Annotated in this window: 16 protein-coding genes and 3 pseudogenes; 11 read left to right on the forward strand and 8 right to left on the reverse strand. The window is 67.2% G+C overall.

The window, feature by feature from the left end:
• Positions 1 to 239, forward strand: a 239-nt coding sequence (locus tag GJ629_RS16150; protein ID WP_197428510.1) for a hypothetical protein, incomplete at its 5' end; no start/stop codon positions are given.
• Positions 240 to 306: 67 nt separating this feature from the next.
• On the opposite strand, the gene GJ629_RS08420 is transcribed toward GJ629_RS16150, so the two are convergent.
• Positions 307 to 708 (reverse strand): DUF5778 family protein, encoded by a 402-nt coding sequence (locus GJ629_RS08420; RefSeq protein ID WP_157512599.1) that lies wholly within the window; start codon positions 706 to 708, stop codon positions 307 to 309.
• A 90-nt stretch (positions 709 to 798) separates the two neighbouring features.
• On the opposite strand from GJ629_RS08420, the gene uppS reads away from it, so the two are divergent.
• The gene (gene uppS, locus GJ629_RS08425) at positions 799 to 1719 is read left to right on the forward strand and encodes a polyprenyl diphosphate synthase (protein WP_157512585.1); all 921 of its coding nucleotides are present in this window, start codon (positions 799 to 801) and stop codon (positions 1717 to 1719) included.
• Between the two features lie 44 nt (positions 1720 to 1763).
• Here the strand turns inward: uppS and GJ629_RS08430 are convergent, their stop codons facing one another.
• Both GJ629_RS08430 and GJ629_RS08435 read right to left on the reverse strand, forming a co-directional pair.
• Positions 1764 to 1994, reverse strand: coding sequence for a hypothetical protein (locus tag GJ629_RS08430; RefSeq protein WP_157512586.1), 231 nt, complete (start codon positions 1992 to 1994; stop codon positions 1764 to 1766).
• Between the two features lie 84 nt (positions 1995 to 2078).
• Positions 2079 to 2686: pseudogene (locus tag GJ629_RS08435) on the reverse strand (undecaprenyl diphosphate synthase family protein).
• Positions 2687 to 2772: 86 nt separating this feature from the next.
• Here GJ629_RS08435 and GJ629_RS08440 point away from each other — a divergent pair.
• Positions 2773 to 4106, forward strand: a pseudogene (locus tag GJ629_RS08440) (DUF92 domain-containing protein).
• Positions 4103 to 4537 (forward strand): N-acetyltransferase, encoded by a 435-nt coding sequence (locus tag GJ629_RS08445; protein ID WP_157512587.1) that lies wholly within the window; start codon positions 4103 to 4105, stop codon positions 4535 to 4537. The pseudogene GJ629_RS08440 and the gene GJ629_RS08445 overlap by 4 nt, the downstream one beginning before the upstream one ends.
• Here GJ629_RS08445 and dnaG read toward each other — a convergent pair.
• Positions 4534 to 5923: pseudogene (dnaG, locus tag GJ629_RS08450) on the reverse strand (DNA primase DnaG). The gene GJ629_RS08445 and the pseudogene dnaG overlap by 4 nt on opposite strands.
• A gap of 167 nt (positions 5924 to 6090) precedes the next feature.
• Here dnaG and dhaK point away from each other — a divergent pair.
• Genes dhaK through GJ629_RS08465 form a run of 3 tightly spaced genes read left to right on the forward strand, consistent with a single transcriptional unit; the run spans position 6091 to position 8158 of the window.
• Complete coding sequence (gene dhaK / locus GJ629_RS08455; RefSeq protein ID WP_157512588.1) at positions 6091 to 7089, forward strand: dihydroxyacetone kinase subunit DhaK; 999 nt, start codon at positions 6091 to 6093, stop codon at positions 7087 to 7089.
• Entirely contained in the window at positions 7086 to 7778 is a 693-nt protein-coding gene (gene dhaL, locus GJ629_RS08460; RefSeq protein WP_157512589.1) for a dihydroxyacetone kinase subunit DhaL, read from the forward strand. Before dhaK ends, dhaL begins: the two co-directional genes overlap by 4 nt.
• On the forward strand, positions 7775 to 8158 hold the full coding sequence (locus GJ629_RS08465; protein WP_157512590.1) for a PTS-dependent dihydroxyacetone kinase phosphotransferase subunit DhaM: 384 nt from the start codon (positions 7775 to 7777) through the stop codon (positions 8156 to 8158). The genes dhaL and GJ629_RS08465 overlap by 4 nt, the downstream gene beginning before the upstream one ends.
• 2 nt (positions 8159 to 8160) lie before the next feature.
• Here GJ629_RS08465 and GJ629_RS08470 read toward each other — a convergent pair whose 3' ends face one another.
• Positions 8161 to 8904, reverse strand: a complete 744-nt coding sequence (locus GJ629_RS08470; protein WP_157512591.1) for an SDR family oxidoreductase — start codon at positions 8902 to 8904, stop codon at positions 8161 to 8163.
• Positions 8904 to 9728, reverse strand: a complete 825-nt coding sequence (gene thiM / locus GJ629_RS08475) for a hydroxyethylthiazole kinase (protein ID WP_157512592.1) — start codon at positions 9726 to 9728, stop codon at positions 8904 to 8906. Before thiM ends, GJ629_RS08470 begins: the two co-directional genes overlap by 1 nt.
• Positions 9729 to 9944: 216 nt before the next feature.
• On the opposite strand from thiM, the gene GJ629_RS08480 reads away from it, so the two are divergent.
• Both GJ629_RS08480 and GJ629_RS08485 read left to right on the forward strand, forming a co-directional pair.
• Positions 9945 to 10727 carry a hypothetical protein gene (locus tag GJ629_RS08480; protein WP_157512593.1) on the forward strand — a complete coding sequence of 261 codons (783 nt, stop codon included), beginning with the start codon at positions 9945 to 9947 and terminating at the stop codon, positions 10725 to 10727.
• A 53-nt stretch (positions 10728 to 10780) separates the two neighbouring features.
• Positions 10781 to 11686, forward strand: a complete 906-nt coding sequence (locus GJ629_RS08485; RefSeq protein ID WP_157512594.1) for a DUF6293 family protein — start codon at positions 10781 to 10783, stop codon at positions 11684 to 11686.
• Between the two features lie 5 nt (positions 11687 to 11691).
• Here GJ629_RS08485 and GJ629_RS08490 read toward each other — a convergent pair whose 3' ends face one another.
• Together GJ629_RS08490 and GJ629_RS08495 are read right to left on the reverse strand one after the other, a co-directional pair.
• On the reverse strand, positions 11692 to 11943 hold the full coding sequence (locus GJ629_RS08490) for a hypothetical protein (RefSeq protein WP_157512595.1): 252 nt from the start codon (positions 11941 to 11943) through the stop codon (positions 11692 to 11694).
• A 232-nt stretch (positions 11944 to 12175) separates the two neighbouring features.
• A complete protein-coding gene (locus tag GJ629_RS08495) occupies positions 12176 to 12925 on the reverse strand; it encodes a DUF1405 domain-containing protein (RefSeq protein ID WP_157512596.1) in 750 nt (249 codons plus the stop codon).
• Positions 12926 to 13091: 166 nt separating this feature from the next.
• Here GJ629_RS08495 and pdxS point away from each other — a divergent pair, with 166 nt between their 5' ends.
• Together pdxS and GJ629_RS08505 are read left to right on the forward strand one after the other, a co-directional pair.
• Positions 13092 to 14000, forward strand: a complete 909-nt coding sequence (pdxS, locus tag GJ629_RS08500) for a pyridoxal 5'-phosphate synthase lyase subunit PdxS (protein ID WP_157512597.1) — start codon at positions 13092 to 13094, stop codon at positions 13998 to 14000.
• 110 nt (positions 14001 to 14110) lie between these two features.
• Positions 14111 to 15484, forward strand: a complete 1374-nt coding sequence (locus tag GJ629_RS08505; protein WP_157512598.1) for an FAD-dependent oxidoreductase — start codon at positions 14111 to 14113, stop codon at positions 15482 to 15484.
• The last annotated feature ends 5 nt before the right edge of the window (positions 15485 to 15489 follow it).

Raw genomic sequence — 15489 nt, forward strand, 5'->3', positions numbered from 1 at the left:
TCCTCGTCGCCGTCGCACTGATACCGGTGGCCGTGCTCACCGTGTTGTTCCGTCTCATCGACTACGTCGGTACCGACACGCTCCCGACGGAGACCGGGAGCGACGGCGCGGCGTCGGTCTCCGGCGACACCGCGGCCCCGGGGACGGAGTGGGACCGGCCCGAACAGGGACAGGCGGTCGCCGACTCGCCGTCGCCCGAGGACGCGCCGAACTGGGACCCCGACGCGACGACGTGGTGACGTGTCCGGCGTGTGATGCGACCAACGACGCCGAGTACGACCGCTGTTGGAACTGCCTCGAACGGCTCTAGCCCTCGACGGACTCGACGGTGTGGCCGGCGTCGCGGGCGTCAGCGATGATAGCCGACTGGTCGGCGTCGCTCTCGTAATAAAAGACGACTTTGAACTCGCCCTCACGCCGGAGTTGCTGGCACTCCCAGACGAACTCGTCGTCGGCAAGCGTCAGGCCCTGGTGTTGGTTGAGGCCGAACTCCGGGTCGTCGTTGCCGGAGTAGACGTAGGTGTCCTCGCCCGGAGCCGCGTGTTCGGCGATGATGTCCCCGATTTCGATGGTCTGCTGGTGGAGCGTCGCCTCCGCGTCCGTGTCAAGCCCCGTGTGGACGATGATCCCGTTCAGTTCGATTTCGCCCGGTTCGAGCAAGGCCTCGGCCTGTGCGTACAGTTCCGGATCGGTGATCTCTTCGGCCATACTCCCGAGTCGGAAGCGGCAACTGATACCGGTGACGGTCTCGCGCCGAACAGCAACACTCATGTTCGGTGGGCGAAACTATCCGGATGAATGGCCGCTCGCCTCCGTCGCCTCCTCGACACCGCCTACGAACGCCTCCTCCAGCACGAACTCTCGGGCACGCCGGACCACGTCGCGGTGATCCAAGACGGCAACCGTCGGTACGCCCGCAAGCAGGGCGCGGACCCGACAGACGGGCACCGCGAGGGCGCGGACACGACCGAGGCCGTGCTGAACTGGTGTGAGGAACTCGGCATCGAGGAACTGACGCTGTACACCTTCTCGACGGAGAACTTCGACCGCCCGGAGGACCAACTGCAGGACTTGTTCGACCTCATCGAGGCCAAACTACGGGAGTTCGCCGACGCCGACCGGGTCCACGAGTCGGGCGTCCGCATCCGGGCCATCGGCGAGATACACCGCCTCCCGGACCGCGTCCGCGACGCCGTCGACTACGCCGAGGACCGGACCGGCGACTACGACCAGTTCACCCTGAACATCGCGTTGGCCTACGGCGGCCGCACGGAACTGCTCGGGGCCGCCCGCGACATCGCCCGCGAGGTCCAAGACGGGAATCTGACGCCGGCGGACGTCGACGTCGACACCGTCGAGAACCGCCTCTACGAGGGGCCGACACGGGACGTGGACCTGATCATCCGGACCGGCGGCGACGAGCGCACCTCGAACTTCCTGCCGTGGCACGCAAACGGCAACGAGGCCGCCGTCTACTTCTGTACGCCGTACTGGCCGGAGTTCCGCAAGATAGACTTCCTCCGGTCGATCCGGACCTACGAGTCACGGAAGGCGTCGTGGCGACGGACCCGGGCCCGTCGGGCCCTCGCGCTCATCCGCGCCGTCGGGCCGGGCGCCGGCGGCGAAGCCCGCCGCGTCTACCGCCGGTTCCGCGACGCCCTCCCGAGCGACGAGGCGCCGCCTATCGAGGACGGCGAGTTCGATACCTCTTCGGACTGAGGCGGTCGGTCACGACCACCTGTGACCGCGCGACGCCTGCCGGGTCAGTGCTGGGCGACCCGCTCGTACATCCCGTCGGGCGGGTCGACGGTACCCGTCACGTCCGTCCCGTCGTAGTCCCTGACTGACAACAACACCGGCGTGTCCGAGAGAAGCCAGTAGAACGCGTAGCGTTTCGTCCGGACGACGACGACGTCGTCGGAGAAATCCGTCTCCTGTTCGGCGACAGTGAACCGCGTGGCCGTCGACTGCTGTGAGTGAACTGCGTGTGACATAGTACGACCGACGCTTACCACTACCCGGGTATAAGTCTTTATTCGGAATAGAGTAAACGTCACGAACGATGATGTCGGCGACGCTCACCGGCCGAAGCGGCGCTGGCGGTTCTGGTAGTCCCGGAGCGCTCGGAGGTAGTCCCGCTTGCGGAAGTCCCGCCAGTTGACGTCGGTGAAGTACAGCTCCGAGTACACCGACTGCCAGATCATGAAGTCCGAGAGGCGTTCGGCGCCGGTCTTGAGTACCAGGTCCGGGGCGTCGGGAAGACGAGTTCTGACTCGACAGTGTCCTCGTCGATGTCCGCGGGGTCGAGCGTCCCGGCCTCGACGGCGGTGGCGAGGTTGCGGACGGCGGTCGTGAACTCGTGTTTGCCGCCGAGGCCGATGCTGACCTGAATCGGCGCGTCGGCGCGGTCGTCGGCCTCGGGGTCCCTGACGGCGACGGGCCGCGGGGCGTCGACGCTCTCGAGTTCCCGGCGGAGCGTCGGGATGGCGTCCTCGTCGAGGACGCTCACGTACACCAGCAGGAGGTCCGCGCCGAACTCGAATGCCCACCCGGAGACGGCTTCGAGCGTGTCGTAGGCTCCGGCTTCCAGCAGGTCCCGTTCGGTCAGGACGACCGCGATACAGTCCGGGAGGTCGGCGTCGCTGTAGCGGAGGCGGGCGGCGAGATAGCGTTCGTACAGTCCCACAGCGCCCGATTGGAGGACCGCCGATGAAAACCCCACGGCTCGCGGTTCGAAACTGGGAAGTAGCCCTCGGGAAAACGCCCGGTAGCGTGACTACGACAGTCCGGCGCGCCGGCGCGTTCGCCACTATCGGGTCGCTCGCGCTGGTCGTCCCCCTGCTCGTGGGTGGTCTCGACCGGCCGGCAGCGACCGTCGCGGCCGCCAGTCCCTTCCTCGCCGTCGCCGTCGCCGGACTGTTTCTGCTCGAGGACGGCGTCCTCTTCGAGTTGTTCGCTCGCCCCGGCGACCGGCGCGACGGACGGTTGTACGGCCTCGCCGGGTTCGCCCTCGCCGTCGCCGGCCTCTCGCTTCTGAGTACTGCCTTCGGGATGCCGACGGCCGTCTTCGTCGCCAGCGTGCTGGTGGTAAGCTACGGAAACCTCGCCGGCCACGCGGTCCGAGCGGTCCGCGACGAACCGGTCCTCGCCACGGCCGGGTTCGTCGTCGGCGGGTCGGCCGCCGGCGTCGCCGGCGCACTCCTCACCCAGTCGATACTCGGGGCCTCGCTCTCGGTTCCGCTCGTGGCCTTCCTTGCGACCAGCGGCGCCTGACGGGCGCGCTGTTGCGGACCGTCCTCTTCGAGCGTGACGACCCCGTCGTGTTGTTCACCGTCGGCCTCCTGTTGTGGCTGTTCGCCGACCTCGGTATCGAGGTGTCGGCCACCCGAATCGGCGTCGCTCTGGCCGTGACTGTCCTGCTTGGCTATCTCTCCTACGCGCTCGACACCGCCTCGCTCCCCGGGATGTTGACCGGCGTCCTGCTGGGCCTGTTGACCATCGTCGTCGGCGACTACGGCTGGTTCGCGATGTTGATCACCTTCTTCGGCGTCGGCGGCCTCGCCTCGAAACTCAAGTACGACCGCAAGGCAGAACGCGGCATCGCGGAACCGAACGACGGCGCGCGCGGCAGCGGCAACGTCCTGGCGAACTCGCTGGTGGCGCTGTTCGCCGTCCTCGCCCACGGCGCCAGCGACCACCTCGCGGTCGCCCCCGAGGGTATCTTCCTCTACATCTTCGCTGGGTCGGTCGCGGCCGCGATGAGCGACACCCTCTCCTCGGAGATCGGCGGCCTCTTCGACGACCCGCGGCTCATCACGACCTTCGAAGTCGTCGACCCCGGGACTGACGGCGCGGTGACGTGGCAGGGCGAACTAGCCGGCCTCGCGGGCGCCTTCCTGATCGCGGGCATCTGTACGGCCTTCTTCGACGTGGGCCTCGCCGGGTTCGCCGTCGTCGTCCTCGCCGGCGTCGCCGGGATGACCGTCGACAGCCTCCTCGGCGCGACGGTCGAGGGCGACCGGGTCGGCAATCAGGGTGTGAACTTCCTCGCTACCGTCGCGGCCGGACTCGTCGGCGGCGCCGTCGCCGGCGTGGTCCTGCTGTGAGCGTCACCGTCCGCCCCGCGAGCACCGACGACCGCCGGGCGGTCGAGCGCATCCAGCGCCTCGCCCTCGCCGAACCGTCGCCGTCGCTTCTGGTCGACAGTCTCCTCGCCGCCGAGACGGCGCTGCTGGCGGAAGACGACGGCTTCCCGGTCGGCTACATCCTCTTCGCCGTCGGCGACGTCGAGGCCTACGTCCCGGAACTGGCCGTCCGGCCGACCCGGCAGGGCGAGGGCGTCGGCTCGCAGTTGGTCGATACGGCCGTCGACCGGCTCCGGGCGAACGGAATAGACACACTCAGGTTGACCGCCCGGGCGGACGACGACCGGGCGCGCGGGTTCTACGAGAACAGGGGGTTCGCGGCCGTCGACCGCGAACCGGGCCACTACGCCGACGGCGGCGACGCCGTCGTCTACGAGCGACGCCTCGACTAGGCGACCGTCTCTATCTGGACGGCCGCCGGCTTCTTGACGAACTGGCCCTCGCTGCGGGCGACGATGCGGTCGACCCCGCGCTGGGCGGAGATGTCCAGCACCCGCTGGTCGAGTTCGCCGTCGAGCAGGACCGTCCGCGGCACCTCCTCGGACTCGGCGATGGTGTCGAACGCGTCCGCCGCCGGCGCGTCGGCCATCGGTTCCAGACAGTCGTTCAGCAACCGGACCGTCCCGCTCGCCTCGTCGATGACGGCCGCGACGTGGTCCGACAGCGTCAGCGGACGGTCCCCGCTTTCCTCGTCGGTCGCGGGGGCTTGGTCGGCGTCCTCTCCGGTCGCCTCCCCGTCGTTCGCTCCATCGCCGGCCGTCCCATCCTCGCTCTCTTCGGCGGTGCCCGCCGCTTCTCCCGATGACTGGTCCTCCTGTCCGTCCCCGTCGTCGCCAGCCACCTCGTCGTCCGGGGGGGTCGCTGGACGCTGGTCGCCCGTCGACGCTCCGCCGCGAGCGGTGCCGTCGCCGCGCCACCGTCCGAGGTCGCTTCGGGGGGCGTCTCGCCCCCGGTCGCGGCCTCGTGGGGCGTTTCCGCGTCGGCCAACTCCTCGAAGGGGACCTTCTCGCGGAGCGCGCGCATCACGGCCTGCCGGGAGAGGTCCTCGACGGACGTTCCCGACGGCGCGAACGTGACGTAGTCGACGGCTCCGACCTGCGCGAGTTCCTTGAGGATGAGGTCGCCGCCGCGGTCACCGTCTAAGAAGGCCGTGACCGTCCGCTCGTGAGTCAACTCGGCAACCGCAGGGGGCACGTCGGTCCCCTCGACGGCGATAGCGTTTTTCACGCCGTACTCCAGCAGGCGCAACACGTCCGACCGGCCCTCGACGACGATTATCGCGTCCGAGGCCGCGACGCGCGGCCCCGCGGGCAACCCCTCGTACTCGGTGATGTGCTCGACGCGCGCGCTGCGGCGGACCTCCTCGATCAGTTCCTCGCTTGAGAGTACCGACTCGTCGAACGTCTCAGGAGGTCCTTGGCGCGCTCGATGACCGCCCGGCGCTTGGCCTGCCTGACGTCTTCCAGTTCCCGGACCTCTATCGTCGACCGACAGGGGCCGACGCGGTCGATAGTCTCCAGTGAGGCTGCGAGGATGGCCGTCTCGACGCGGTCGAGACCGCTGGCGATGGTTATCTCGCCGTAGGATTGGCCCTGTTCGGACTCTATCTCGACGTCGATGCGACCGACTTTCGCCGAGTCCTGTAGCTCACGGAGGTCTAGCTGGTCGCCCAGTAGCCCCTCGGTCTGGCCGAAGATAGCGCCGACGACGTCACTCCGCTCGACCACCCCGTTCGCCGTGATGTTCGCGTGGATGAGGTATTTCGCTGAATCTTGCATTGATGATCTGGGCACTCGGGCCCGGTGTTGATGATGATGCCATGACTGCGTGCATGGACGAATCATCATAGATCATCTCGTGGGAAATAATTGTCGTGACCCGGACCGGCCCGACGCGGCGCGTACCACGGCAGTCTTATTATCATTGTCGTTCATTATAGAATCGTATGAAGAAACTGATCAACGATCCGGACGACGTAGTTGAAGAGATGCTCGACGGGATGGTCCAGACGTACCCGGACCGGCTCCGACGGCTCGAGGACACACAGGTCGTGGTACGGGCGGACGGAACACCCGACGGGAAAGTCGGGATAGCGACCGGCGGCGGCAGCGGTCACGAACCGACCCACGCGGGCTACATCGGCGACGGGATGCTCGACGGCGCGGCCGCCGGCGACGTGTTCTCCTCGCCGACGGCCGACGAGTTCGAGGCGTTACTGGACGCGTGTGACGCCGGCGAGGGCGTCCTCGCCGTCATCAAAAACTACGAGGGCGACGTGATGAACTTCGAGACGGCCATCGACCTCGTCGAGATGGAAGGCGTCGACGTCGAGACGGTGGTCGTCGACGACGACGTGGCCGTCGAGGACTCGCTGTACACCTCCGGCCGCCGAGGGGTCTGTGGCACCATCCTCGTCCACAAGGCCGTCGGCGCGAAGGCCGCCGAGGGCGCGTCGCTGGCGGAGGTCCAGCGCGTCGGGCAGAAAGTCGTCGACAACGTCGGGACGATGGGCGTCGCGCTCACCTCCTGTGTCACCCCCGAGAAAGGCGAACCGACCTTCGACCTCGGCGAGGACGAGATAGAACTCGGCATCGGTATCCACGGCGAACCCGGCGTCGAGAACGCCGATATGATGGCCGCCGACGACATCACCGACGAACTGACCGAGGCGGTGCTTGACGACCTCGACGTCGAGGCGGGGCAGGAGGTCCTCACCATCGTCAACGGGATGGGCGGGACACCCCAGATGGAACTGTTCGTCGTCAACCGGCGGCTACAGGAGCTGTTGGGCGACCGCGGCATCGAGACGTACGACGCGTGGGTCGGCGACTACATGACCTCGCTCGATATGGAGGGCTGTTCGATCACGGTCTGTGTCGTCGACGACGAACTCACGGAGTTGTTCGACGCGCCGGCCGACACGCCCGCGCTCTCGGTCCAATGACCGGCGCAGGTACTGCGGCCGTCGCGGCCGTCGAGCGCGTTGCGACGCGGCTGGAAGCCGAGCGCGACCACCTGACGGAGTTGGACTCGGCCATCGGTGACGCCGACCACGGCGGCAATATGGCCCGCGGTTGGCGGGCCGCTGCCGACGCGGCCGCCGACGTGGAGGACCCCGACGCCGCAACGGTAGTGAAGACGACCGGCAAGACGGTGATGGCCGAAGTCGGCGGCGCGGCCGGACCGCTGTACGGCGGGTCGCTGGTGTTCGCCAGCGCGGAACTGGACGAGGGCCTGACCCCCGAGAGCGCCGTCGCCTTCGCCGAGACGTATCTGGAGAAGGTACAGGACCGCGGTGACGCGAGCGTCGGCGACGCGACGATGGTCGACGCCCTCGTCCCCGCCGTTCACACCTTCAAAAAGTCCATCGAGACCGACGAGTTGCCGCCGGTCGAGGCGCTGGCGAAGGCCGTCGAAGCGGCCCGTCGGGGCGTCGACTTCACCGTCCCCATCCGCGCCTCGAAAGGCCGAGCCTCGTATCTCGGTTGGCGCTCGGTCGGCCACCAGGACCCGGGCGCGACGAGCACGCTGTTCATCCTCGAAGCGCTGCTAGAAGTCGCACAGGAACACGGAGACGTGACCGTCGCGGACGCCGACGCCACGTCCCCGACGATTCCGGACGAGGACGTATGAGCGTCGGACTCGTCGTCGTCTCCCACAGCGAACGGGCGGCCGAAGGCATCGTCGAGGTGGCCGCCGAGATGGGCGGCGACACCACAATCGAGGCCGTCGGCGGCGACGGCCACGGCGGTATCGGGACCGTCCCGGGCGACATCGAGGCGGCGCTGTCGGCGGCCGACAGCGGCGACGGCGTCGTCGTCCTCGTCGACCTCGGGAGCGCGGTGATGAACGCCGAAGTCGCAATCGAGACCAGCGACGTCGACGCCGCCATCGCAAACGCTCCGGTGCTCGAGGGGGCTGTCGAGGCGGCCGTCGCCGCGACCAGCCCCAGCGCCACGCTGTCGTCGGTCCGCGAACAGGCCGAGAGCGCTGCCGACGTCGACAAAGTCTGAGCTCAGAACCGCTCGTGGATGTCCCGCCGGAAGAGGTCCAGTTCCGCGACGGTCCCCGGGGCGTCCTGCTCGACGGCCGTCGCCACCGCGTCCGCCACGTCCGCGGCCGAGACGACCGCGTCGTGGTTCAGTCGCTGTTCGTTCGACTCGCCGCGGAGTTCCTCGCCGAAGGCCGTCGGGACGCCCGAGGGGTTGATCAGCGACACCGCGACGCCGTCCGGGCCCGCCCGACCCGCGATGCTGTGGGCGAACCCGCGGAGCCACCACTTCGAGGCGGCGTATATCGGCGTCGACGTGTTGGGATATTTGGCCATATAGCTCCCGACGTAGACGAGGGTCCCCTCGCTCTCCCGGAGTGCCGGCAGGACCGCCCGCGTCGTGTAGAAGGCTCCGTCGACGTTCGTCCGCGTGACGGCGTGGTACTCCTCGATTGGGAGGTCATCGAGGGGGACGTCCTGTCGCTCGCCGACGCCGGCGTTGACGACGGCGACGTCGAGGCGGCCACAGCGCTCGCGGGTCGTCTCGACCAGCGCCGTGACGGCCTCGTGGTCGCTCACGTCCGTCGGAACGACGTGTGCCGGCACGCCGTGGTCGGCCTCGATATCGGCCGCCACCGAGCGGAGGTCCGACTCGGTCCGGGCCGCGAGGACGACGGTGTAGCCCTCGCCGGCGAGCACTCGGGCCGTCGCCGCGCCGATACCGCGACTCGCGCCGGTGATCAGCGCGACTGGCGACTCCCCTCCCATCACGACGTCGAGAGGATTTCTTCGATGCGGCTGTCGGCGCTGTCGGTGTCGACCCCACCGAGACCGGCGATAGCGTCCTTGAACGCGACGTTGTAGCTTCCGGGGCCGTGGACCGCGCCGAACTCCTCGGCGGCGGCCGCCTCGCCGGCGAGGCCGAAGCCCACGGTGCCCGCCAGTGCCGCCCGTTCCGTCTCCTCGATAGCGCCCGCGAACGTCGCGACGGTCCCGCCGAGCATACACCCGGTACCGACGACGGTGCCCATATCGGGGTGGCCAGCCGTGACTTCGTAGGCCCCGTCGGCGGTCGCGACCACGTCCGTTTCGCCGGAGGCGACGACGACAGTGTCGAACTGCTGGGCGGCCGCGACGGCCGTCGTCGCGATGTCGGAATACTCGCCGACGGACTCGACGCCCCGTACGTCGGCGTCCTCGCCCGAAAGCGCCGTTATCTCGCCGTAGTTGCCCTTGAGAATCGCCACGTCGAGTTCGGTGACGAGTCGCTCGGCCACACGGTCGCGGGTCGGCGTCGCGCCGACGCCGACGGGGTCGACGACGACGGGGATGTCCCGCTCGTTCGCGGCCTCGCCCGCTTCGATCATCGTCGCCTCGCCCGCCTCGCTGACGGTCCCCATATTGAGTAGGCAGGCCCCCGCCGCCGCGACCATATCTCCGACCTCTCGCTCGTCGTCGGACATCACCGGCAGGCCGCCCCAGTGGAGGATGACCTGCGCCACGTCGTTGACCGTGACGTTGTTCGTGACCGCGTTGACCAGCGGCGACGCCGCCGCGACTTCGTCGAGGGCTGTGTCCATCTCGATTTCCATACGTCAACTGACTGCCGGGGGGACTCGTATTCTTCGGTTGTACTGCCGGGGAATTGCCGAGCGAGGATCGCCGGGACCCATCCCCGAATCGGGACCGTCGGATGGACAGAGCCGTACGGAGTGGCCGAAACGGAGAGTACTGCACTCGATAAATAGCTGGAGAAGAAATATCAACTAGACGAATGCTTAAGTCGATTGGCGACGCACACTGCCCATATGGATCCGAACAGAAGACGGTTCCTCGGGTTGGTCGCGGCCGGCGGCACGTTCGCCGTCGCTGGCTGTTCCGGTGGGGACGGTGGCGACGAGGAGGGGGACGACGACGCGGACGAGACCGATTCGCCGGGCGACGAGCAGACCAGCACCGACGACGACCAACCGGACGACAGCAACGGGGACGACGAACAGACCGACGACGGCGAGGACGACGAGCAGACTGACACTGGCGAACAAGAGCAAACTGACGACGGCGAGGACGACGAGCAGACCGACACTGGCGACGACCAGCCGGACGACACCAGCGGTCCGGCCTTCCAAGAGGCAGTCGTCTCGGCGGACTCGTTCGCAATAGACGGAGAGGTCGTCACCGACAACGGGACGAACGCGGTGAGCTACCGGGTGAACGGTGACGACTACAGCGCGACTATCGAAACCCCGCAGGGGACCCAGAACGTCTACCGGGTCGACGGCACGTCCTACATCGCCACTGAGCGCGGCTGTACGGAGCTACCGGACTCGACGGAGGCCCCGACGGACTCCTCGGACGCCGAAATCGACGTGACGCCGACGGGGCGGGAGACGCTCGACGGCGAAGACGTCTACGTCTACGAGTTCGAGAACGAGGCTGGATACTCACAGGTCGCGTACGTCAGCGTCTCGACGGGCTACATCCGCCGCATCGAAGTGCTCGGAGGGGAGGACTTCGAGAGCGCCACGTACGATTACAGTTCGTGGGGCGAGGTCGGACCCATCGACCTCCCGGAGGAGTGTGCCGCCTGACGCCGGGCGACCGAAACTGCGCTTTTTTATCCGGTCACGCCGACCAGATACGTATGCACACCCACATCGTCCCGGTCGGGTTCGATTACGACCGGCTCATCGCGCCCCTCGTGCGCGAGCAACTCGACGTCGACCGCGCGATACTACTGGAGGGCGCGGTCGGTAGCGAGGCAAACGTCGAGTACTCACAGGGCATCGCCGGGCAACTGGAGACCGACTTCCGGAACCTGTTGGGCGCAGAGACCGAACGCGTCACGCTCGAAGACGTCTACGACTACGACGCCGCCTTCGCGCAGGCGTTCGAACTCATCAACGACGAACTCGACCGCGGGGACGACGCCGAGGTGTGGGTCAACATCTCCGCGATGCCCCGCCCGGTGTCGTTCGCCTTCGCCACGGCCGCTCACTCCATTATGGTCGAACGCGAGGGCGACCGCGACCGTATCCACACCTACTACACGGCCCCCGAGAAGTATCTGGAGACCGAACTGGCCGAGGAACTGAGGCAGGGTATCGACCTCTTGGAAGACATCGACGACGATGTCGAGGACGACCGAGTAGAGGAGCGTTTAGAGAGCGCCCGCGAACTGCTGGCGGAGTTCGACGAGCGCGGGACGACCATCGGCGCCAAGGAGATAGACGGCAGTTACATCGTCGAGTTGCCGGTCGCCTCCTTCTCGAACGTCAAGCCCTTCGAGGAGGTCATTCTCTTCACCCTCGGCGAACACGGCGAGTTCGAGTCCGTCTCCGAGTTGGCTCAGGCGCTCGCCCGTGATTTGGGCGAGGAGTACACCGATAGCTTCCGCTCGAAGGTGCTGTACAACGTCGACCGACTCGGGCCGGGCGGGAAAGGCTACATCGAACAGGAGTCCCACGGCAAGTCCTACCGGACGCGGCTCTCGCGCATCGGCGAACTGTGGGTCCGCTCACACAGCGACGACCGGGATATCTCGCTGTAGGGCCGTCACTTCGACGCGATGTTCTCGGCGATGTCACCGATGACGGGTAGGTGGACGTCCGCGCCGGTGTAGGTGCTGTATAGCATATACGCCCAGAGGACGAACCCGCCGAGACTGAGCGCCAGCCACACCAGCGAGAGGCCGAGCCACAGCAGCGTCCCGACGAGGAACAGGTCGCCGAACAGCGTGGCGAACACGACGGTGTTCACGACGCTCAACGCCACGAACGCCCCGATGATCGCGGCCGAGAGCAGCATACTCTGTGCGGCGTGGAACCGGACCGACGGCCGGTCGTCGACGACGAAAACACCACGCCGGTCAGGATCCCGAGCGCGTACGACAGCGCCCCGGCGACGTTGGCGTCGAGCCCCGACTCGCCCCGCTCTGCGGTCTGTACACCGTCGCCGGCTATCTCCGCCTCGGTTAGTGTTTCTGGTGCCATAGTGTTCGAACAAAGAGAGGACGGCCGAGGGGATAAACTAGTAGTACCTATTTCTGACGCTTCAGCGTCTCTATCCGCGTGGCAAGCGCTAGAAACGTCGCCAACAGCGTGAGCGCCACCGCGCACACGGCCGCGAAGTCGTGTGCCGGGAGGGTGTGGTCGATACCGCCGACGACGACTTCCGCGCGCAGTGTCGTGTGGTGGGGCCCTTCCAGCACCGGCCAGAAGTAGTCGACGACGTCATTGAACCCGTACCAGAGGGCGGGGACGGCGACGGCACCGACAGAGAACGTCGCGTAGCGGTAGATAAGGAACGCCTGTACGGCCATCGCGAGGTGGCTCACGACGAGGAAGACGTACAGCCACATAGGGATGCCCTCCGGGCCGTTGAGGAACAACTGGACGTACGGCGTCCAGAGGCCGAGTTTGATACAGCCGAAAAACGCCAGCGCGTGGAGCCAGTCGGCGTCGTAACCCAGTCGCCACGCCGCAAGCGACAGCGCGATGAACAGCGTGGCGACGGGGCTGTCCGGAATCAACGGGTAGGCGGCGACCGGCGCGGCCCCGAGTTGCCCGCCGACGGAAAGTTCCAGCGGTCGGCCGGCGTAGTACCAGAACCCGAACAGCGTCCCGACGAGGTTGACGAGGACGATGGGCCACGCCAGTCGCAGGCCGATGTCCTCGAGCCAACCCGGAAGCGGCGCGACGTACCACGGCAGATCCGGCCGGTCGGGGAGCGGCCGGTCGAAGTACCGCGCGAGGAACCCTTCCACTCGTCGGCCGACGCCAGCGGACATATGCGACCGCTCCGGCCGGGACGAACAAAACGGTAGCGGAGCCACCGAACGCAGTGCCGGAGCCGGTCAGGCAGGCACGCAGACGGTTCGTGAACGGCCGAAATGCCCGTTTTCGCTCTCCGGGACCGAAGAACACGGATAAGTGGGTCCACACCCAAGCGGGGGTATGCCCGAAGCGACTGATCTCGAAGACCTCAAGCGCGGGACCGATCTGGTCAAGCGCGGGTTCGCCAAGATGCAGAAAGGCGGCGTCATCATGGACGTCGTCAACAAAGAACAGGCACGGATCGCCGAGGACGTCGGTGCGGTGGCCGTGATGAACCTCGAGGCCGTCCCGGCGGACATCCGCAAGCGCGGCGGCGTCGCGCGGATGGCCGACCCGGCCTCCCTCACGGAGATTATCGACGAGGTGTCCATCCCGGTGATGGGCAAGTCCCGAATCGGTCACACGAAGGAGGCCCAGATTCTCGAAGCCGCCGGCGCGGATATGGTCGACGAGTCCGAGGTTCTCACACCGGCCGACGACCGCTACCACATCGACAAGCGCGAGTTCACCGCGCCGTTCGTCTGTGGCGCGCGCAACCTCCAGGAGGCCCTGCGCCGCATCGACGAGGGCGCGGCGATGATCCGAACGAAAGGCGAGGCCGGCACCGGCGACGTGAACCAGGCCGTCCACCACCAGCGCAACATCAAGGGAGCGATCCGCCAACTCGAAGGGATGAGCCACGAGGAGCGCGAGAAGTGGGCCCGCGAGCACGAGGCGCCCGCCGAACTCGTCCACGAGACGGCCGAGATGGGCCGCCTCCCGGTAGTCAACTTCGCGGCCGGCGGCATCGCCACGCCCGCAGACGCGGCGCTGATGATGCACCACGGCTGTGACGGCATCTTCGTCGGGTCGGGTATCTTCGGCGCGGAGAACCCCCGCGCGATGGGTACTGCCATCGTCGAGGCCGTCAACAACTGGGACGACCCCGAGACGCTGGTCGACATCGCCTCCAACGCCGGCCAGGGTATGGAGGGTGACGCGAACGTCGACCTCCCGGAAGAGGAGAAGATGCAGGGTCGCGGCGTCTGACGCGGCGACCGCACCGTCGCAAATTCTTCACGGACTTTCACACTCGACAGATAGAAACGCATTTATTCGGCAGAACTAACGGACGAGACGAGTTACCGTACTTCCCAAATATGACAGAGGACTATGATCTCGTCATCGTCGGCGGCGGTATCAGCGGGGCGTCGCTGTTGTACACGGTGGCGAACTTCACCGACATCGACAGAGTCGCCCTCGTAGAGAAGGAGGCGGGCATCGCGGCCGTCAACTCCAACTACACGAACAACTCCCAGACGCTGCACTTCGGGGACATCGAGACGAACTACACCCTCGAGAAGGCCAAGGAGGTCAAGGAGGGCGCGGAACTGCTGGCGGGGTACTTGGAGAACGCGGACCCCGACCGGGAGATGCACGACAAGCGCTCGAAGATGGTGCTGGCCGTCGGGGACGAGGAGGTCGACTCCCTCGAACGGCGCTACGACGAGGAGGGCTTCGGCGACCTCTTCCCCAAACTCGAGGCCATCGGCCGCGAGGAGATAGCCGACCTCGAACCGAAGGTTGTCGAGGGTCGGGACCCGCGGACGGACCTGATGGCCCTGCAGACGCCCGACGGCTACGTCGTCGACTACGGTTCGGTGTCGAAGTCCTTCGTCGACAGCGCCAGCGAGGTGCCCGGCGTCGACGTCTACACCAGTACCGAAGTGAAAAACGTCGAGCGGACTATCGACGGCGACTACGAGGTCGAGACGACGCGCGGCACCTTCGAGACGGACGTGACCGTCGTCGCTGCCGGCTCCCACAGCCTCCAGTTCGCCAAGCAGATGGGCTACGGGGAGGATATGTCCCTGCTCCCGGTCGCGGGGAGCTTCTTCCTCGCCGACGACCTGCTGAACGGCAAGGTGTACACCCTCCAGATGAAGAAACTGCCGTTCGCGGCGGTCCACGGCGACGCCGACGTCCACGACGACTCCATCACGCGCTTCGGGCCGACGGCGAAACTCGTGCCGGCGCTGGAACGCGGCGAGGTCGACACCATCGCGGACTTCTTCGACGTCTTCGGCTTCACGCCGGCGTCGTTCCTGAGTTACGCCAACATCCTCGCCGACAAGGTCCTGCTGCCGTACGTGCTGAAGAACCTCGTCTACGACGTGCCCGCGGTCGGCAAGCGCGCGTTCCTCCCGCACGTCCAGAAGGTCGTCCCGAGCGTTGACGCCGGCGACATCAGCCGCGCGAAAGGCTACGGCGGCGTCCGGCCACAGATCGTCGACACCAGCACGAAGCAACTCGATATGGGCGAGGCAAAGATCACCGGTGAGGACATCATCTTCAACATCACGCCGTCGCCGGGGGCCTCGACCTGCCTGAAGAACGCGATGAACGACACCCACCAGATCGTCGAGTTCCTCGACGGCGAGTACGAGTTCGACGAGTCCGCCTTCCGCGCTGCGACCATCGAGGAGTTCCCGCGCGAAGGCGAACCGGTCGCGGCCGCGGCCGACGACGACTGACGCGC

It is taken from the genome of Halapricum sp. CBA1109, assembly GCF_009741825.1.
Lineage (GTDB): Archaea > Halobacteriota > Halobacteria > Halobacteriales > Haloarculaceae > Halapricum.

Excerpts from the sequence above, each read along its gene's own strand:
- GJ629_RS08420 (WP_157512599.1), bottom strand. The coding sequence starts at position 708 with ATGGCCGAAGAGATCACCGATCCGGAACTGTACGCACAGGCCGAGGCC.
- uppS (WP_157512585.1), top strand. The coding sequence starts at position 799 with ATGGCCGCTCGCCTCCGTCGCCTCCTCGACACCGCCTACGAACGCCTC.
- GJ629_RS08430 (WP_157512586.1), bottom strand. The coding sequence starts at position 1,994 with ATGTCACACGCAGTTCACTCACAGCAGTCGACGGCCACGCGGTTCACT.
- dhaK (WP_157512588.1), top strand. The coding sequence starts at position 6,091 with ATGAAGAAACTGATCAACGATCCGGACGACGTAGTTGAAGAGATGCTC.
- dhaL (WP_157512589.1), top strand. The coding sequence starts at position 7,086 with ATGACCGGCGCAGGTACTGCGGCCGTCGCGGCCGTCGAGCGCGTTGCG.
- GJ629_RS08465 (WP_157512590.1), top strand. The coding sequence starts at position 7,775 with ATGAGCGTCGGACTCGTCGTCGTCTCCCACAGCGAACGGGCGGCCGAA.
- GJ629_RS08470 (WP_157512591.1), bottom strand. The coding sequence starts at position 8,904 with ATGGGAGGGGAGTCGCCAGTCGCGCTGATCACCGGCGCGAGTCGCGGT.
- thiM (WP_157512592.1), bottom strand. The coding sequence starts at position 9,728 with ATGGAAATCGAGATGGACACAGCCCTCGACGAAGTCGCGGCGGCGTCG.
- GJ629_RS08480 (WP_157512593.1), top strand. The coding sequence starts at position 9,945 with ATGGATCCGAACAGAAGACGGTTCCTCGGGTTGGTCGCGGCCGGCGGC.
- GJ629_RS08485 (WP_157512594.1), top strand. The coding sequence starts at position 10,781 with ATGCACACCCACATCGTCCCGGTCGGGTTCGATTACGACCGGCTCATC.
- GJ629_RS08490 (WP_157512595.1), bottom strand. The coding sequence starts at position 11,943 with ATGCTGCTCTCGGCCGCGATCATCGGGGCGTTCGTGGCGTTGAGCGTC.
- GJ629_RS08495 (WP_157512596.1), bottom strand. The coding sequence starts at position 12,925 with ATGTCCGCTGGCGTCGGCCGACGAGTGGAAGGGTTCCTCGCGCGGTAC.
- pdxS (WP_157512597.1), top strand. The coding sequence starts at position 13,092 with ATGCCCGAAGCGACTGATCTCGAAGACCTCAAGCGCGGGACCGATCTG.
- GJ629_RS08505 (WP_157512598.1), top strand. The coding sequence starts at position 14,111 with ATGACAGAGGACTATGATCTCGTCATCGTCGGCGGCGGTATCAGCGGG.